Origin of the sequence: Pseudomonas sp. Irchel s3h17 (assembly GCF_900187505.1) — a bacterium.
Classification (GTDB): Bacteria; Pseudomonadota; Gammaproteobacteria; order Pseudomonadales; family Pseudomonadaceae; genus Aquipseudomonas.
On sequence record NZ_FYDL01000010.1, the window covers coordinates 210,991 to 226,964 of the forward strand.

Consider the following 15,974-nt stretch of genomic DNA (forward strand, 5'->3'; position numbering starts at 1 on the left):
GTCAGCGAAGATCCTGATGTGGGGGCGGCCAGGCTCGCCCCCACATTTTTTTTGCGCTGTGATCACTGAATCGCAGGCAATAAAAAACCGACCCGGAGGTCGGTTTTTTAATGAGCGTGTCGCTTAGGCAGCAGCGGCAACGTTCAGGGCCTTGACGTGGCCATTCAGGCGGCTCTTATGGCGAGCGGCTTTGTTCTTGTGGATGATGCCTTTATCGGCCATACGGTCGATAACAGGCACGGCCAGAACGTAAGCGGCTTGCGCTTTAGCAGCGTCTTTTGCGTCGATGGCTTTAACTACATTCTTGATGTAGGTACGAACCATGGAACGCAGGCTGGCGTTGTGGCTGCGACGCTTCTCAGCCTGTTTTGCACGTTTTTTGGCGGAAGGTGTGTTGGCCACCGTCGAGCTCCTCGAAAGACTTTTTGGGAAATAGCAAACAAAATAGGCCGCGAATCATGCCGATGAGTTGAAGTCTTGTCAAGGGCGGTTGAGACGTTCCGCTAAGTGGTAGGTATAAATCACCGGGATATTTCATTCCGGCGTACGACCTGTAAACTCGCGAGCTTTGGCTCTGTGCTGTTGCGGCGCGGAGTATCGCATAAGTAGGCGCATTGTTCGCCTGCTGTTTATCGACAGGCACAAAACTCTTCAATGAACCTGCTCAAATCCTTGGCTGCCGTCAGCTCCATCACGATGATTTCCCGGGTCCTGGGGTTTGTCCGTGACACCCTCATCGCCCGTATATTCGGCGCCGGCATGGCCACGGACGCCTTTTTCATTGCCTTCAAGCTGCCCAACCTGCTGCGGCGGATCTTTGCCGAGGGGGCTTTTTCCCAGGCGTTCGTACCGATCCTGGCGGAGTACAAAAGCCAGCAAGGCGAGGAGGCGACGCGGACTTTCGTTGCTTACGTTTCCGGTTTGCTGACACTGGTGCTGGCGCTGGTCACGGTGCTTGGGATAGTTGCCGCGCCTTGGGTGATTTGGGCTACAGCCCCCGGTTTTGTTGATACTCCGGAAAAATTCGAGCTGACCACCAGTCTGTTGCGAGTGACGTTTCCCTATATATTGCTGATCTCGCTGTCCTCGCTGGCCGGGGCCATCCTCAACACCTGGAACCGTTTTTCGGTACCGGCCTTCGTGCCGACGCTGCTCAACGTCGCCATGATCATCTTTTCGCTGTTCCTGACGCCGTACTTCGATCCGCCGGTCATGGCCCTCGGATGGGCGGTACTGGCCGGTGGCCTGGCTCAGTTGCTCTATCAGCTGCCGCACCTGAAAAAAATCGGCATGTTGGTGCTGCCGCGCCTGAATCTGCGCGACAGCGGCGTCTGGCGGGTCATGAAGCAAATGCTGCCGGCGATCCTCGGGGTTTCGGTCAGTCAGATTTCATTGATCATCAATACTATTTTTGCCTCGTTCCTGGTGGCGGGGTCGGTGTCCTGGATGTACTACGCCGATCGCTTGATGGAGTTGCCATCCGGTGTGCTGGGGGTGGCGCTGGGGACCATTCTGCTGCCGACCCTGGCCAAGACCTACGCCAACAAGGACCGTCACGAGTACTCGCGCATCCTCGACTGGGGCCTGCGCCTGTGTTGTGTGCTGGTATTGCCGTGCGCCCTGGCGCTGGGGATCCTGGCCGAGCCGCTGACCGTTTCGCTGTTCCAGTACGGTCAGTTCAGCGCCTTTGATGCCGCCATGACTCAGCGCGCGCTGGTGGCCTATTCGGTGGGGTTGCTCGCAATTATCCTGATCAAGGTGCTGGCGCCGGGCTTTTATGCGCAACAGAACATCCGCACGCCGGTAAAAATCGCGATTTTCACCCTGGTGGTCACCCAGTTGTTCAACCTGGCCCTGATCGGTTCTCTGAAGCACGCAGGCCTGGCGCTGGCCATCAGTCTCGGCGCCTGCCTCAATGCGGGATTGTTGTTCTATCAACTGCGCAAGCAGAAGATGTATCAACCGCAACCGGGCTGGGGGAAGTTCAGCCTCAAGCTGGTGCTGGCCGTGGGCGTGATGTCGGCGGTGCTGCTGGGGCTGATGTATTTCATGCCCTCCTGGGGCGAGGGCGGCATGCTGGAGCGTTTCCTGCGCCTGGGGGCATTGGTGGTTGCCGGCGTGGTCGCGTATTTCGGCATGCTGGCGCTGTTGGGTTTCCGCCTGCGGGACTTCAATCGCAAGGTGTTGAGCTAAGGACATTGGCTCAATAATGGCGGCTCAAGTGGCGGTTTTGTCGGTTCGATCACTTTGGGTTACGGTGTTGCCTGTCGTCGGCCGCCGGGTGTGGTTATAATCGACCACTTTATGAGCAAGAAGCGCGTTATGCAGCTGGTTCGAGGCCTCCACAATCTGCGCCCCCAGCATCGGGGCTGCGTCGCCACTATTGGCAACTTTGACGGTGTTCACCGTGGCCACCAGGCTATCCTGGGCCGGCTGCGCGAACGTGCGCTTGAGTTGGGCGTGCCCAGCTGCGTGGTGATTTTCGAGCCGCAGCCGCGTGAGTTCTTTGCGCCCGACACCGCGCCCGCCCGCCTGGCACGCTTGCGTGACAAGTTGCAGTTGCTGGCTGACGAAGGCGTCGACCGGGTGTTGTGCCTGGCGTTCAACCAGCGGTTGAGCAAGCTCAGCGCCGCCGGGTTCGTCGAGACCATCCTGGTCGACGGCCTGGGCGTGCAGCATCTTGAGGTCGGTGACGACTTCCGTTTCGGCTGTGACCGGGTAGGGGATTTCGATTTCCTGCAGCAGGCCGGGAAGGTTCACGGGTTTACGGTTGAAGCCGCGCAGACGGTTGAACTCGAGGGTTTGCGTGTCAGCAGTACCCAGGTGCGTAATGCCCTGGCGGCCGCTGATTTCGCCTTGGCCGAGCGCTTGCTCGGTCGTCCGTTCCGGATTGCCGGGCGGGTCTTGCATGGGCAGAAGCTGGCGCGCCAACTGGGTACGCCGACGGCCAATGTGCAACTCAAGCGTCGTCGTGTGCCACTGTCCGGGGTCTACCTGGTCAGCGTCGACATCGACGGCAAGACCTGGCCGGGTGTCGCCAATATCGGCGTTCGGCCAACGGTCGCAGGTGATGGCAAAGCCCACCTGGAAATTCATGTTCTAGATTTTGCCGGCGATCTGTATGACCGGCGTTTGACGGTGGTTTTCCACCAAAAGCTGCGTGAAGAGCAGCGTTTCGCCTCTCTGGAGGCGCTTAAGACGGCGATCAATGCGGATGTCGCCGCCGCCCGTGCCTATGCCGCACCTAGCGCCCATCGCTAATGAAGAGCCTTAAATGACCGACTATAAAGCCACGCTAAACCTTCCGGACACCGCCTTCCCAATGAAGGCCGGCCTGCCTCAGCGCGAACCGCAGATTCTGCAGCGCTGGGACAGCATTGGCCTGTACCAGAAGTTGCGTGAGATTGGTAAGGATCGTCCAAAGTTCGTTCTGCACGACGGTCCTCCGTACGCCAACGGCACCATTCATATCGGTCACGCGCTCAACAAGATCCTCAAGGACATGATCATCCGCTCGAAAACCCTGTCGGGTTTCGACGCGCCTTATGTTCCGGGCTGGGACTGCCACGGCCTGCCGATCGAGCACAAGGTCGAAGTGACCCACGGCAAGAACCTCACCGCGGATAAAACCCGTGAGCTGTGCCGTACCTACGCCACCGAGCAGATCGAAGGCCAGAAGTCCGAGTTCATCCGCCTGGGTGTGCTGGGCGACTTCGCCAACCCGTACAAGACCATGGATTTCAAGAACGAGGCCGGTGAAATCCGTGCCCTGGCTGAAATCGTCAAGGGTGGTTTTGTGTTCAAGGGCCTCAAGCCTGTGAACTGGTGCTTCGACTGCGGTTCGGCCCTGGCGGAAGCGGAAGTCGAGTACGAGAACAAGAAGTCCTCGACCATCGACGTCGCGTTCCCTATCGCCGATGAAGCCAAGCTGGCGGCCGCGTTCGGCCTGCCGTCCCTGGGCAAGCCGGCTTCGATCGTGATCTGGACCACCACCCCGTGGACCATCCCGGCCAACCAGGCGCTGAACGTTCACCCCGAGTTCAACTACGCCCTGGTCGACGTCGGCGACAAGCTGCTGGTGCTGGCTGAAGAGCTGGTCGAGTCCTGCCTGGCGCGCTACAACCTGGAAGGTTCGGTCATCGCCACCGCCACCGGTGCGGCGCTGGAACTGATCAATTTCCGTCACCCGTTCTACGACCGCCTGTCGCCGGTTTACCTGGCCGAGTACGTTGAGCTGGGCGCCGGCACTGGCGTGGTTCACTCCGCGCCCGCCTATGGCGTCGACGACTTCGTGACCTGCAAGCACTATGGCATGGTCAACGATGACATCCTGAACCCGGTGCAAAGCAACGGCGTTTACGTGCCTACGCTTGCGTTCTTCGGTGGCCAGTTCATCTGGAAAGCCAACCCGGCCATCGTCGACAAGCTGTCGGAAGTCGGCGCGCTGCTGCACACCAGCATCATCGAACACAGCTACATGCACTGCTGGCGCCACAAGAGCCCGCTGGTCTACCGCGCCACCGCGCAGTGGTTCATCGGCATGGACAAAGAGCCTGTCGAGGGCGACACCCTGCGCAAACGTGCGATCAAAGCCATCGAAGACACCCAGTTCGTGCCGGCCTGGGGCCAGGCGCGCCTGCACTCGATGATCGCCAACCGTCCGGACTGGTGCATCTCCCGTCAACGCAACTGGGGCGTGCCGATCCCGTTCTTCCTGAACAAGGAAAGCGGCGAGCTGCACCCGCGCACCGTCGAGCTGATGGAAGAAGTGGCCAAGCGTGTCGAAGCCGAAGGCATCGAAGCCTGGTTCAAGATGGACGCCGCCGAGCTGCTGGGCGATGAAGCGCCACAGTACGACAAGATCAGCGACACCCTGGACGTCTGGTTCGACTCGGGCACCACGCACTGGCACGTCCTGCGCGGTTCGCACCCGATGGGCCATGAAGCCGGCCCGCGTGCCGACCTGTACCTGGAAGGTTCGGACCAGCACCGTGGCTGGTTCCACTCGTCCTTGCTGACCGGTTGCGCCATCGATAACCACGCGCCGTACCGCGAGCTGCTGACCCACGGTTTCACCGTCGACGAAGCGGGCCGCAAGATGTCCAAGTCCCTGGGCAACGTCATCGCGCCGCAAAAGGTCAACGACACCCTGGGCGCCGACATCATGCGCCTGTGGGTCGCGTCCACCGACTACTCGGGCGAAATAGCGGTTTCCGACCAGATCCTGCAACGCAGTGCGGACGCCTACCGGCGTATCCGTAACACCGCGCGCTTCCTGCTGTCCAACCTGACCGGTTTCAACCCGGCCACCGACATCCTGCCGGCAGAAGAAATGCTCGCGCTGGACCGTTGGGCCGTGGACCGTACCTTGCTGCTGCAACGCGAGCTGCAAGAGCATTATGGCGAGTACCGCTTCTGGAACGTCTACTCCAAGGTGCACAACTTCTGTGTGCAGGAGCTGGGCGGTTTCTACCTGGACATCATCAAGGACCGCCAGTACACCACGGGCGCCAACAGCAAGGCCCGTCGTTCGGCGCAAACCGCGCTGTTCCACATCTCCGAGGCGCTGGTGCGCTGGATCGCGCCGATCCTGGCCTTCACCGCCGACGAGCTGTGGCAGTACCTGCCAGGCGAGCGCAACGAATCGGTGATGCTCAATACCTGGTACGAAGGTCTGACCGAACTGCCGGAAGGCTTCGAGTTGGGTCGCGCGTACTGGGACCGGATCATGGCGGTCAAGGTCGCGGTCAACAAGGAAATGGAAATCCAGCGTGCGGCCAAGGCCGTCGGTGGCAACCTGCAAGCCGAAGTGACGCTGTTTGCCGAAGACGCACTGAGCGACGACCTGGCCAAGCTGAGCAACGAACTGCGCTTCGTCCTGATCACCTCCACCGCCAGTGTTGCACCGTTCGTGCAGGCGCCGGCCGACGCAGTGGTCACCGAAGTCAGCGGCCTCAAGCTCAAAGTGGTCAAGTCGAGCCATGCCAAGTGCGCCCGTTGCTGGCACTGCCGTGAAGACGTCGGCGTGAACCCTGAGCATCCGGAAATCTGCGGTCGTTGCGTCGACAACATCAGCGGCGCTGGCGAGGTTCGTCACTATGCCTAATGCAGCGGGTCGTTTCGGACGACTGGGCTGGCTTTGGTTGAGCCTGCTGGTCCTGGTCATCGACCAGGCCAGCAAGTTCTACTTCGAAAGCTCGCTGACCCTGTACCAGCAAATCGTGGTGATCCCCGATTACTTCAGCTGGACCCTGGCCTACAACACGGGCGCGGCCTTCAGCTTCCTGGCTGACAGCTCTGGCTGGCAGCGCTGGTTGTTCGCCCTGATCGCCATCGGGGTCAGTGCGGTGCTGGTGGTCTGGCTCAAGCGCCTGGGGCGCAATGAGACCTGGCTGGCCGTCGCCCTGGCACTGGTGCTGGGTGGCGCGCTGGGTAATCTTTACGACCGCATTGCCCTGGGCCATGTGATCGACTTCATTCTGGTGCATTGGCAGAACCGCTGGTATTTCCCGGCGTTCAACTTTGCCGACAGCGCCATCAGTGTCGGCGCGGTGATGCTCGCGCTGGATATGTTCAAAAGCAAGAAAACCGGAGAAACCGTTCATGACTGAACAGGTATTGGCTGAGCAACGCATCGGTCAGAACACGGAAGTCACATTGCACTTTGCATTGCGCCTGGAGAACGGCGACACGGTCGACAGCACCTTCGACAAGGCCCCGGCGACCTTCAAGGTCGGTGATGGCAACCTGTTGCCAGGTTTCGAAGCGGCGCTGTTCGGCTTCAAGGCCGGCGACAAGCGTACACTGACCATCGGGCCGGAAAACGCCTTTGGCCAGCCCAACCCGCAAAACGTACAGATCATCCCGCGTTCGCAGTTCCAGGACATGGAGCTGTCCCCGGGCTTGCTGGTGATCTTCAACGATGCGGCGAACACCGAGCTGCCAGGTGTGGTGAAGGAGTTCGATGACGCGCAAGTGACCATCGACTTCAACCACCCGTTGTCCGGCAAGACCTTGACCTTTGACGTTGAGATCATCGACGTCAAGGCGCTCTAACCGACTAAGCCGGCCTTTTGTAGGAGCGAGCTTGCTCGCGATGATCGTTAACGATGACGCGTATATCCTGGATAAACGCGGTGTCTTTGAGTTTTTCGCGAGCAAGCTCGCTCCTACAGGGCAAGACACGAGGCACAGCATGCAAATCAAACTCGCCAACCCCCGTGGCTTCTGCGCCGGTGTGGACCGGGCGATCGAAATCGTCAACCGCGCCCTGGAAGTCTTCGGGCCGCCGATCTATGTGCGTCACGAAGTGGTCCACAACAAATTCGTCGTGGAAGACCTACGCGCCCGTGGGGCGATTTTCGTCGAGGAACTGGATCAGGTGCCGGACGACGTCATCGTGATTTTCAGTGCCCACGGCGTTTCCCAGGCCGTTCGCAGCGAAGCCGCAGGCCGTGGCCTGAAGGTGTTCGATGCAACGTGCCCATTGGTCACCAAGGTGCATATCGAAGTGGCGCGCTACAGCCGCGACGGCCGCGAATGCATCCTGATCGGCCATGCCGGACATCCGGAAGTGGAAGGCACCATGGGCCAGTACGACGCCGGCAATGGTGGTGCGATCTATCTGGTCGAAGACGAAAACGACGTGGCCGCCCTGCAGGTGCGCAACCCGGAGAAGCTCGCCTTCGTCACCCAGACGACCTTGTCGATGGACGACACCAGCCGTGTGATCGATGCCTTGCGCACGCGCTTCCCGGCCATTGGTGGTCCACGCAAGGACGACATCTGCTACGCCACGCAAAACCGCCAGGATGCGGTCAAGCAACTGGCCGACGAATGCGATGTGGTACTGGTGGTGGGCAGTCCGAACAGTTCCAACTCCAACCGCCTGCGTGAACTTGCCGAGCGCATGGCCACTCCGGCGTACCTGATCGATGGCGCCGAAGACATGCAGCGCAGCTGGTTTGATGGTGTCGAGCGTATTGGTATCACGGCCGGCGCTTCGGCACCGGAAGTCCTGGTGCGCGGCGTGATCGAGCAGTTGCATGCCTGGGGAGCCACCGGTGCCGATGAACTGGCCGGTCGCGAGGAGAACATCACGTTCTCCATGCCCAAGGAACTACGGGTTCGCTCTCTGCTTTGACGCTGTATCCCTCGTACACAAGGCTTGCTCGGCCTTGTCGCTGCGCAAGCTGACGCGACCGCTTCTGGACAGCACCACCTGATGGTGGCTGACCGGTTTGCCGGTCGCGCAGATGTGCAAGGTCCCGATTTGAAACCCGCCATTGTGCGAGAGTGGCTCGCCCAGGCTGCTGAAGCGCACAAAGTGCTTCACGGTTTGATTGCCGACGATCGGCAGCGGCGTGCCGGTCTGGCGCTGCAGCAACAGCGGGTTGCTGTTGTCCTGATGGCCCAGGCCGCTGATGTCCAGAATCACCCGCCAACCTTGTCCCCAGTCATCGTTCAAGCCATGCACGACCACCGCCTGATTACGCATCAGCGCCTCGGTGCGGGCGTTACGCAGGCCACTGGCAAGTGACTGCGCGGCACTCTCCCGACGTATTGATTCGGTTAACTCACTGAATGCCGGGCTGACGAGTTGCAGAACGATCGTGGCGATTGCCAGTCCCATAAGCAGTTCGATCAGGCCGAAGCCTTTCTGACACATAAAGTCTCCTTCCCTGGAGTTCGTGTGGGTGGGCCGCGAGCGCTCCCGGACAAACGTTCGGGGCGTCCGCTAGGTGTAGCCGCTGACAGCGAAGGGGCGCGATGAATCGTCGTACAAAAGGTTTCACGTTGATCGAGTTGCTGGTGACCTTCGCCGTTCTAATGAGCGTGATCACCCTGGCCGCCCCTGCGTTGACTCGCGTGGTGCAGAACACCCGGGCCGATACCGAGGTCGGCGCTTTGCAGCGGGCGCTCAACTACGCCCGGTTGGAGGCGATCAACCGTTCACGCCATACGTGGGTTCAGCCAGCCACGGGCGGGAACGATTGGACCGCGGAGCTGGCGGTGTACGACAGCACAGGCATGCCGGCGAATGTATTGCGGGTTGTTCCGGCGATGAGCAGCGCAGCGACTCTGACACTAACCTCGGGAGTGGCCCGTATCGACTTCGACGACATGGGCGGGCTGTCGGGGGTGGATGAGGCGGTGGTTATCCATTACGTATCGGGGCGCTCGAGCCGGACGCTGAGCGTGTGTTTGAACGGACGGATTGTCGTGGGTGGAAGCTGCGGATGAAGAGGCTGCGTGCACAGGACGGGATGACACTGATCGAAGTGTTGGTAGCGCTGGTGATACTGGCCGTCGGGCTATTGGGGGCGGCAGCGATTCAGCTCAAGGCGCTCAAGTACACCGACAGCTCGCTGATGACCAGCCAGGCCAGTTTCATTGCCTACGACATGATGGACCGGATTCGCGCCAACTCAGGGGCCGACTACAGCATCACACCACCGACGGCGGGCAATCTGGCGCTCGCCCGGGATCAGGACCTGCATGACTTCACCCGCAACATCACCGCCTTTGGCGGTCCGACCGCGACGGGCAGCATCAGCCTGAACCAGCGGGTGTATACCATCACCATCTCCTGGGATGACTCCCGTGCCGCCGGCACCCCGGACGAGCGCCGCAGCTTTGTGTTGAGCAGCCGCGCGACCACTGACCCGGTGGGCGCGCCATGAAGGGCTCGTGCCGTGGATTCAGCCTGATCGAGTTGATGGTCGCTCTGGCGATCAGCCTGACTTTAGTGCTGGGGGTGGCACAGGTCTTCATCTCGGCAAAAAACACCTACCTCAGCCAGAGCGCGTCTGCCGGGATGCAGGAAGATGCGCGTTTTGTCCTGAGCAAGATGATTCAGGAAATCCGCATGGTTGGTATGTTCGGCTGCCTGGAGACCATCGTTGATGCCAGTGCCGCCGGCGACTTCGCGGCCAACCGCGCCACGCCCATCCACTGGGATAACGCCGCGCGCCAACTGACCCTGGTGACGTCGGATGTCGGCGACCAGGGCAGTGTGCCCACCTGGACCGTGGTGTCAGACTGCCGGACCAGTGCGACGGCCTACACCCAACGTCACGCCCCGGCCGCCGGGCAGTTGGCATTGCCGATTCGACGCCTGGATTACCGCTGGCGAGATGGCGAGATTCTGCTGACCACGAGCACCAGAACGGCGGCGCTGGTGAGTAATGTCAGTGCTTTTGATGTCAGCTTTGGCATTGCCGACAGTGCCACTGACATTGCGGTTTCCCGTTACAGCCAAAACCCCGTCGAACCGGCGCTGATCCGCAGTGTGCGGATCAGCCTGACCCTGACGGACCCGCAGCATCGCGTGCGCGATCAGACGTTCAATGTGGTTGCCGCCTTGCGCAACCGGCTGATGTAGAGGATATGTCGATGCCGTCTGCGCCCCTAGCGACAAACGCCCAGCGTGGCATGGCGCTGCTCATGAGCCTGGTGTTTCTGTTGTTGCTGACCATGATCGGCCTGGCGTCGATGCAGAGCGCCACGCTCCAGGAAAAAATGGCCGCTGGCGTGACCTTGCGCAACCAGTCATTCCAAGGGGCGGAAGCGGCATTGCGCATTGGCGAAAGTGCGGTGCAGCACAACGGCTACCATCTGGCGGTATGCGCGAACCACATCCACTGCGCACCGCCCGCCGAGTCCTCGACGGTCACCGGCGCCGGGTTCAATTCGACCTCGGGCGTCACCTGGATCACCGCCGGCAGCGGCTTTTACGGGGTGCAGAACCTCGGTGTCAGTAAGGGGGCGGTGAATGTCCCGCTCAATACCCCGGCCACCCTGTACCGGGTCACCGCCATCGGTTTGGCCGGCCACTCGCGTAGCGTGGTAGAGAGTATCTATGCCAAATATTGAACCTGGGCGTGGCTGGCGTCGCGGATGGTTGGGGCTTGGCCTGGCCGCTTTCGCATGCACGTTATCCGCGTCGGATTTACCTTCGCTCTGGCAGTGCAAGGTAGTGCGGGGCATGCCCGCGGGCTACGAGGGTGCCCAGTTCCAGGTCTGGCGGGTGAAGGGCTGGGTCATGTTCAACCTTGCAGGTGTGGCCTCATCGACACCTTGTTGGCGTTATGACAGCGGCAAACCGGGCGAATCCGATGCGTTCAGCGGTAAGATGCTCGACACCAATGGCGATGGTCAGGTCGACAGCATCGACACGCCCTCCGAAGGGGTGGTCTTCATTGGTGAAATCCCGGCACTCGACGGCGAGGCCGGCGAGAGCGAGAACGATTCCAGCGACGGTACGACCTCCCAGGCTGAACAGGCCGGTGGCAGCCGTCGAATCATGTGGCGACAAATACAGTAAGTGAGAGTTGAGGCAATGCGTAGATTCAACCAAGGTTTTACCCTGATCGAAATCATGATTGTGATCGCGATCATCGGGCTTGTGCTGACCATATCCGCTCCGCTGCTGACCGAGTACGTGAAGAAAACCCACCGCACCGAGATTGCCGGATTGCTGTCCGAGCAGGCGCAGACGCTTGAGCGGTTCTATTCGAAAAACTCGGTGTACACCAACGCTCCGGGGCTGAGCGCGGGCAACGAGTTCTACAGCATTACCGCGACCCTGACTGACCAGGCCTTCCTGTTGACCGCCGTGCGTAAAGCCGAGGCCAGCATGGCCACCGACAAGTGTGGCGATTTCACGCTGACCAACACGGGCGTGATGGGCATGAGCAACGCGGCAGACGGGTTGACCAGCAAAGATTGCTGGGGGCGCTGAGTACCTACTTCGGGCGCACGTTGCGCCTTCTGTCTTCTTAATGGTTGGATTAGATGATGGCCAAGCAACAGCAAGTGGTGGTTGTCGGCGGCGGGGTGATTGGCCTGCTGACGGCGTTTAATCTGGCGCCCCATGTAGAGCGCGTCGTCCTGCTGGATCGCTCGGACCTTGGCCGGGAATCGTCCTGGGCCGGCGGCGGTATTGTTTCGCCGCTGTACCCGTGGCGCTACAGCTCGGCCGTCACGGCGTTGGCCCACTGGTCCCAGGACTTTTATCCACAACTGGCCGAGCAACTGTTCGCCAGTACCGGCGTCGATCCTGAAGTTCACACCACGGGTCTGTACTGGCTGGACCTGGAAGACGAAGCCGAAGCGCTGGCCTGGGCAAAACGGGAAAGTCGTCCGCTGAGCCCTGTGGATATCTCGGCCACCCGCGATGCCGTACCGGTGTTGGGCACAGGTTTTTCCCGGGCGATTTACATGGCGGATGTGGCCAACGTCCGTAATCCGCGCTTGGTGAAGTCCCTCAAGGCGGCACTGTTGGCGCTGCCCAACGTGACCGTTCACGAGCAGTGCGAGGTCAGCGGGTTCATTCGTGAGGGCGCTAAAGTCGTCGGCGTCGAGAGTGCGCGGGGCCCGATCCATGGCGATCAGGTGGTGCTGACCGCGGGCGCCTGGAGCGGCGACCTGCTCAAGACCCTTGGCCTGGTGCTGCCGGTCGAGCCGGTCAAGGGCCAGATGATTCTCTACAAGTGCGCGTCGGACTTCCTGTCGAGCATGGTTCTGGCCAAGGGCCGTTACGCCATTCCCCGTCGCGACGGGCATATTCTGATCGGCAGCACCCTGGAACACGAGGGGTACGACAAGACCCCGACGCAAGACGCACTGGAAAGCCTGAAGGCCTCGGCGATCGAGCTGATTCCGGCGTTGGCGCAGGCCGAAGTGGTCGGTCATTGGGCCGGGTTGCGGCCAGGGTCTCCAGAAGGGATACCCTATATCGGCGCAGTGCCGGGGTTTGACGGGCTGTGGCTCAACTGCGGGCATTATCGCAATGGTCTGGTGCTCGCACCGGCCTCCTGCCAGTTGTTCGCCGATGTGCTATTGGGGCGCGAACCGGTTATCGATCCAGCGCCTTATGCGCCGGCCGGTCGCCTCTAGAAACCGAGTGGGAGCAAGCTCCCTCGCCATGCGCTGCTTCAATCAAGGCCGAGCTTTTTGAGCCGGTAACGCAGCGAGCGAAACGACAAGCTCAGCCGTTGGGCCGCCGCCGTGCGGTTCCAGCGGGTTTCCTCCAGGGTGTGCAGGATCACCTGGCGCTCGATGCTTTCCAGGTAGTGGGGGAGGTTGTCGACGCTCGTCGGGTCCGGCATGGCGCTTTCGCGCCTGCCATTGCCTTCTGCCAGGCGCAGGTCGTCCGCGCCGATCTGTCTGTTTTCGCAGAGCGTATGCGCGCGTTCCAGCATGTTTTCCAGTTCGCGGACATTGCCCGGAAAACGGTAGCGCTTGAGTGCTTCAAGTGCTTGTGGCTGCAAGTGAGCGACCGGCAGGCTGCTCTGCGACGCCAGGCGTTCGAGCACGTGAGTGGCCAATAGCTCGATATCATCACGGCGTTCCCGTAGCGCTGGAACGCGCAGCTCAATCACGTTCAATCGATAGTACAAGTCCTGACGGAAGCGCCCGGCGGCCACCTCCGCGTCCAGGTCCTTGTGCGTGGCGCAGAGTACCCGCACATCAATCGGCATTTCCTGCTGCCCGCCGATGCTGCGCACGGCCTTTTCCTGAATGGCTCGCAGCAGCTTGACCTGCATGGCCAGCGGCAGGTCGGCGACCTCATCGAGAAACAGAGTGCCTGTGTTCGCCACCTGGAACAGTCCGGGCTTGTCTTCGATGGCGCCGCTGAAGCTGCCTTTGCGATGGCCGAAGAACTCGCTTTCCATCAGCTCCGCGGGAATGGCCCCGCAATTGATGGCTACAAACGACTGGCCGGCGCGTGAGCCCTGATCGTGAATCAATCGGGCGACCAGCTCCTTGCCGCTGCCGGATTCACCGCTGATGTACACCGGGGCCTGGCTGTGGGCCAGTTTGTCGATCTGTTTGCGCAAGCTGCGCATGGGCAGCGAGTCCCCGAGCAAGCGCCGCTCGAGGGGTTGAGCAATGCCGGTCGGCTGGCGCACTGCGCGGACCACAAGCTCTCGCAGCCGTACAAGGTCCACGGGCTTGGTCAGAAAGTCGAAAGCCCCGGCTTTCAGGGCATTGATGGCGACTTCCAGGCTGCCGTTGGCGCTGATCATCGCCACCGGCAGTTGTGGATGGCGCTGTTGGATGTGTTGCAGCAGTTCCAGGCCCGTACCGTCGGGCAGCGGTATGTCGGTCAGGCACAGGTCGAATTGCTGGTGGCTGAGCAGGCTTCGGGCTTCACTGACATTGCGGGCGGTCGAGGTGTCGAGTTTCATTCGACCCAGGGCAATTTCGAGGAATTGGCGAATGTCCGGTTCGTCATCAACGATCAGGACTCTTGGCGCTGGGGGCATCTTCAACGTTGTGTCCATCCATGGGCTAACGTTTGCCGGCGACGGGAAGGCCGCGAGGGGTGTTCTATCGCCCGATTCATTCGATGACTGTGACCGTGAGTAATCTGTCTCAGACGCCGATCCGATTCCTTCAGTTCCTCAGCCTGTTCACTCTCTGTGCCGGGCGGTCGACGCGAGCAGGTCGATGGTGATGTTCAAAGAGGTTTCTGCCGTCGGTCGGGACAGGCGGCAGGGGGCGAGCGATCGGGCGGGTTCAGCGATCACGGGGGCCGGGGCCTTGCTCAAGATGAGCCTGGCTGCAATACCACTGCTGGTGCAGGCTCAGCGCGCGGTCGCGAGGCAGGTGCACGCCACAATGGGCACAGCGGACCATGGGCGGTGCGTTTTGCTCGCTCGGCGGCTGGGGGGTATTGACGGGACGCTTGAGCTTGCGCCAGAGCCATACCGCAGCAGCAATCAATGCAATCCAGAACAGTAAACGAAGCATGGTGAACCGCTTTTCGACGAATGTTTTGCCAGTTTAGCCAAGGACTCATCCAGCGCACAGCGCTATAAAATCCGGAAATAAAAAAGGGAGACTCGAAAGTCTCCCTCTGGTGCCTCGGGCGAGTATCAGTCGAATACGCCGAAGGTCATGTAGCTGAACCACGAGCGGTCGTCGTCGTTGCCTTCCGCTTCGTGCTGCTCTTCTTCGGCGGCATCGCCGTCTTGAGGCTTGAGCTCGGGCGGAATGGCATCCTTGGCGTTCTGGTACTGGCGCATGATGTCCTGGTTGGCGCGGGTTTCACCCGGCGGCAGCGGCGGACGGGACTCGATCAGGCCCAGGGTAACCTTGCTGGCCCACGAACGGTTGTCGGCTTCGGCAACCCGGGGTACGAACTGACCGTCCACCAGGCTTGGGTGGTTCGGGTAGTTCAGCTTCAGGGTTTCGAGGCTGGTGCTGGCCAGTTCGTCCAGGTGCAGGCGCTGGTAGGACTCGACCATCACGGCCAGGCCGTCACCGACCGCAGGGGTTTCCTGGAAGTTCTCCACCACATAGCGGCCACGGTTGGCGGCGGCGACATAGGCCTGGCGGGTCAGGTAGTAGTCGGCTACGTGGATTTCGTAGGCCGCCAGCAGGTTACGCAGATAAATCATGCGCTGCTTGGCGTCCGGCGCGTAGCGGCTGTTCGGGTAGCGGCTGGTGAGCTGGGCGAACTCGTTGTACGAGTCACGTGCGGCGCCCGGGTCACGCTTGGTCATGTCCAGCGGCAGGAAGCGCGCCAGCAGGCCGACGTCCTGGTCAAACGAAGTCAGGCCCTTGAGGTAGTAGGCATAATCGACGTTCGGGTGCTGCGGGTGCAGGCGGATGAAACGCTCGGCGGCAGACTTGGCGGCCTCGGGCTCGGCGTTCTTGTAGTTGGCATAAATCAGTTCAAGCTGGGCCTGATCCGCATAGCGACCGAACGGATAGCGCGATTCCAGAGCCTTGAGCTTGGCGGTGGCGCTGGTGTAGCTGTTGTTGTCCAGATCGGTCTGAGCCTGCTGGTACAGCTCGACTTCGCTGAGGTTTTCGTCTACGACTTCCTTCGACGAGCAAGCAGCGGTCAATGCGAGGATGGCGATCAGCAGCAGGTGTTTCACTTGCATGGCGGCTTGCGTCCCTATGACGGCCGCTGTCTTGGGCGGGGCCGTCCTGTTATGATGAGTGCCCCGTTGAAT

At 61.1% G+C, this 15,974-nt stretch carries 18 protein-coding genes; 13 read left to right on the plus strand and 5 right to left on the minus strand.

Going from position 1 to position 15,974, the window contains the following annotated elements:
* Window positions 1-123: 123 nt before the first annotated feature.
* Window positions 124-402: a 30S ribosomal protein S20 gene (rpsT, locus tag CKW25_RS16715; RefSeq protein WP_007901883.1), complete on the minus strand. Its 279-nt coding sequence runs from the start codon at window positions 400-402 to the stop codon at window positions 124-126.
* Between the two features lie 252 nt (window positions 403-654).
* On the opposite strand from rpsT, the gene murJ reads away from it, so the two are divergent.
* From murJ to ispH, 6 genes are all read left to right on the plus strand, one after another.
* Window positions 655-2,193, plus strand: coding sequence for a murein biosynthesis integral membrane protein MurJ (murJ, locus tag CKW25_RS16720; RefSeq protein ID WP_095080742.1), 1,539 nt, complete (start codon window positions 655-657; stop codon window positions 2,191-2,193).
* Window positions 2,194-2,322: 129 nt separating this feature from the next.
* Complete coding sequence (ribF, locus tag CKW25_RS16725; RefSeq protein WP_172736541.1) at window positions 2,323-3,261, plus strand: bifunctional riboflavin kinase/FAD synthetase; 939 nt, start codon at window positions 2,323-2,325, stop codon at window positions 3,259-3,261.
* A 13-nt stretch (window positions 3,262-3,274) separates the two neighbouring features.
* Entirely contained in the window at window positions 3,275-6,106 is a 2,832-nt protein-coding gene (gene ileS / locus CKW25_RS16730) for an isoleucine--tRNA ligase (protein ID WP_095080752.1), read from the plus strand.
* Window positions 6,099-6,611, plus strand: coding sequence for a signal peptidase II (lspA, locus tag CKW25_RS16735; protein WP_095080758.1), 513 nt, complete (start codon window positions 6,099-6,101; stop codon window positions 6,609-6,611). The genes ileS and lspA overlap by 8 nt, the downstream gene beginning before the upstream one ends.
* Before the next feature lie 7 nt (window positions 6,612-6,618).
* The gene (gene fkpB, locus CKW25_RS16740) at window positions 6,619-7,056 is read left to right on the plus strand and encodes an FKBP-type peptidyl-prolyl cis-trans isomerase (RefSeq protein ID WP_172736552.1); all 438 of its coding nucleotides are present in this window, start codon (window positions 6,619-6,621) and stop codon (window positions 7,054-7,056) included.
* 139 nt (window positions 7,057-7,195) lie between these two features.
* Window positions 7,196-8,143: a 4-hydroxy-3-methylbut-2-enyl diphosphate reductase gene (ispH, locus tag CKW25_RS16745; RefSeq protein WP_095080768.1), complete on the plus strand. Its 948-nt coding sequence runs from the start codon at window positions 7,196-7,198 to the stop codon at window positions 8,141-8,143.
* Here ispH and CKW25_RS16750 read toward each other — a convergent pair.
* A complete protein-coding gene (locus tag CKW25_RS16750; protein ID WP_095080772.1) occupies window positions 8,120-8,668 on the minus strand; it encodes a GspH/FimT family pseudopilin in 549 nt (182 codons plus the stop codon). The genes ispH and CKW25_RS16750 overlap by 24 nt on opposite strands.
* A 101-nt stretch (window positions 8,669-8,769) precedes the next feature.
* Between CKW25_RS16750 and CKW25_RS16755 the strand changes: the two genes are divergently transcribed.
* The 7 genes from CKW25_RS16755 to thiO all read left to right on the plus strand — a co-directional run bounded on the left by CKW25_RS16755 (window position 8,770) and on the right by thiO (window position 12,900).
* Window positions 8,770-9,243, plus strand: a complete 474-nt coding sequence (locus CKW25_RS16755) for a GspH/FimT family pseudopilin (protein ID WP_095080777.1) — start codon at window positions 8,770-8,772, stop codon at window positions 9,241-9,243.
* On the plus strand, window positions 9,240-9,683 hold the full coding sequence (pilV, locus tag CKW25_RS16760) for a type IV pilus modification protein PilV (RefSeq protein ID WP_095080780.1): 444 nt from the start codon (window positions 9,240-9,242) through the stop codon (window positions 9,681-9,683). Before CKW25_RS16755 ends, pilV begins: the two co-directional genes overlap by 4 nt.
* A complete protein-coding gene (locus tag CKW25_RS16765) occupies window positions 9,680-10,384 on the plus strand; it encodes a PilW family protein (RefSeq protein WP_095080783.1) in 705 nt (234 codons plus the stop codon). Before pilV ends, CKW25_RS16765 begins: the two co-directional genes overlap by 4 nt.
* Before the next feature lie 11 nt (window positions 10,385-10,395).
* Complete coding sequence (locus CKW25_RS16770; protein WP_095080786.1) at window positions 10,396-10,875, plus strand: PilX N-terminal domain-containing pilus assembly protein; 480 nt, start codon at window positions 10,396-10,398, stop codon at window positions 10,873-10,875.
* A 112-nt stretch (window positions 10,876-10,987) separates the two neighbouring features.
* On the plus strand, window positions 10,988-11,326 hold the full coding sequence (locus CKW25_RS16775) for a hypothetical protein (RefSeq protein ID WP_095080787.1): 339 nt from the start codon (window positions 10,988-10,990) through the stop codon (window positions 11,324-11,326).
* Window positions 11,327-11,341: 15 nt separating this feature from the next.
* Window positions 11,342-11,743, plus strand: a complete 402-nt coding sequence (locus CKW25_RS16780; RefSeq protein ID WP_095080788.1) for a type IV pilin protein — start codon at window positions 11,342-11,344, stop codon at window positions 11,741-11,743.
* 56 nt (window positions 11,744-11,799) lie between these two features.
* Window positions 11,800-12,900: a glycine oxidase ThiO gene (gene thiO / locus CKW25_RS16785; RefSeq protein WP_095080790.1), complete on the plus strand. Its 1,101-nt coding sequence runs from the start codon at window positions 11,800-11,802 to the stop codon at window positions 12,898-12,900.
* A 38-nt stretch (window positions 12,901-12,938) separates the two neighbouring features.
* Here thiO and CKW25_RS16790 read toward each other — a convergent pair whose 3' ends face one another.
* The 3 genes from CKW25_RS16790 to CKW25_RS16800 all read right to left on the minus strand — a co-directional run bounded on the left by CKW25_RS16790 (window position 12,939) and on the right by CKW25_RS16800 (window position 15,902).
* Window positions 12,939-14,273: a sigma-54 dependent transcriptional regulator gene (locus CKW25_RS16790; RefSeq protein ID WP_095080885.1), complete on the minus strand. Its 1,335-nt coding sequence runs from the start codon at window positions 14,271-14,273 to the stop codon at window positions 12,939-12,941.
* Window positions 14,274-14,526: 253 nt separating this feature from the next.
* Window positions 14,527-14,760, minus strand: a complete 234-nt coding sequence (locus CKW25_RS16795) for a PP0621 family protein (RefSeq protein ID WP_095080791.1) — start codon at window positions 14,758-14,760, stop codon at window positions 14,527-14,529.
* A gap of 125 nt (window positions 14,761-14,885) precedes the next feature.
* Window positions 14,886-15,902, minus strand: coding sequence for an outer membrane protein assembly factor BamD (locus tag CKW25_RS16800; RefSeq protein WP_095080792.1), 1,017 nt, complete (start codon window positions 15,900-15,902; stop codon window positions 14,886-14,888).
* Window positions 15,903-15,974: the final 72 nt, after the last annotated feature.

What these genes read in the sequence shown, in the direction of transcription:
- ileS (WP_095080752.1), top strand. Translation starts at nt 3,275, where the DNA reads ATGACCGACTATAAAGCCACGCTAAACCTTCCGGACACCGCCTTCCCA.
- CKW25_RS16765 (WP_095080783.1), top strand. Translation starts at nt 9,680, where the DNA reads ATGAAGGGCTCGTGCCGTGGATTCAGCCTGATCGAGTTGATGGTCGCT.
- murJ (WP_095080742.1), top strand. Translation starts at nt 655, where the DNA reads ATGAACCTGCTCAAATCCTTGGCTGCCGTCAGCTCCATCACGATGATT.
- ispH (WP_095080768.1), top strand. Translation starts at nt 7,196, where the DNA reads ATGCAAATCAAACTCGCCAACCCCCGTGGCTTCTGCGCCGGTGTGGAC.
- CKW25_RS16800 (WP_095080792.1), bottom strand. Translation starts at nt 15,902, where the DNA reads ATGCAAGTGAAACACCTGCTGCTGATCGCCATCCTCGCATTGACCGCT.
- thiO (WP_095080790.1), top strand. Translation starts at nt 11,800, where the DNA reads ATGGCCAAGCAACAGCAAGTGGTGGTTGTCGGCGGCGGGGTGATTGGC.
- CKW25_RS16790 (WP_095080885.1), bottom strand. Translation starts at nt 14,273, where the DNA reads ATGCCCCCAGCGCCAAGAGTCCTGATCGTTGATGACGAACCGGACATT.
- pilV (WP_095080780.1), top strand. Translation starts at nt 9,240, where the DNA reads ATGAAGAGGCTGCGTGCACAGGACGGGATGACACTGATCGAAGTGTTG.
- CKW25_RS16795 (WP_095080791.1), bottom strand. Translation starts at nt 14,760, where the DNA reads ATGCTTCGTTTACTGTTCTGGATTGCATTGATTGCTGCTGCGGTATGG.
- ribF (WP_172736541.1), top strand. Translation starts at nt 2,323, where the DNA reads ATGCAGCTGGTTCGAGGCCTCCACAATCTGCGCCCCCAGCATCGGGGC.
- CKW25_RS16750 (WP_095080772.1), bottom strand. Translation starts at nt 8,668, where the DNA reads ATGTGTCAGAAAGGCTTCGGCCTGATCGAACTGCTTATGGGACTGGCA.
- lspA (WP_095080758.1), top strand. Translation starts at nt 6,099, where the DNA reads ATGCCTAATGCAGCGGGTCGTTTCGGACGACTGGGCTGGCTTTGGTTG.
- CKW25_RS16780 (WP_095080788.1), top strand. Translation starts at nt 11,342, where the DNA reads ATGCGTAGATTCAACCAAGGTTTTACCCTGATCGAAATCATGATTGTG.
- CKW25_RS16770 (WP_095080786.1), top strand. Translation starts at nt 10,396, where the DNA reads ATGCCGTCTGCGCCCCTAGCGACAAACGCCCAGCGTGGCATGGCGCTG.
- CKW25_RS16775 (WP_095080787.1), top strand. Translation starts at nt 10,988, where the DNA reads ATGCCCGCGGGCTACGAGGGTGCCCAGTTCCAGGTCTGGCGGGTGAAG.
- CKW25_RS16755 (WP_095080777.1), top strand. Translation starts at nt 8,770, where the DNA reads ATGAATCGTCGTACAAAAGGTTTCACGTTGATCGAGTTGCTGGTGACC.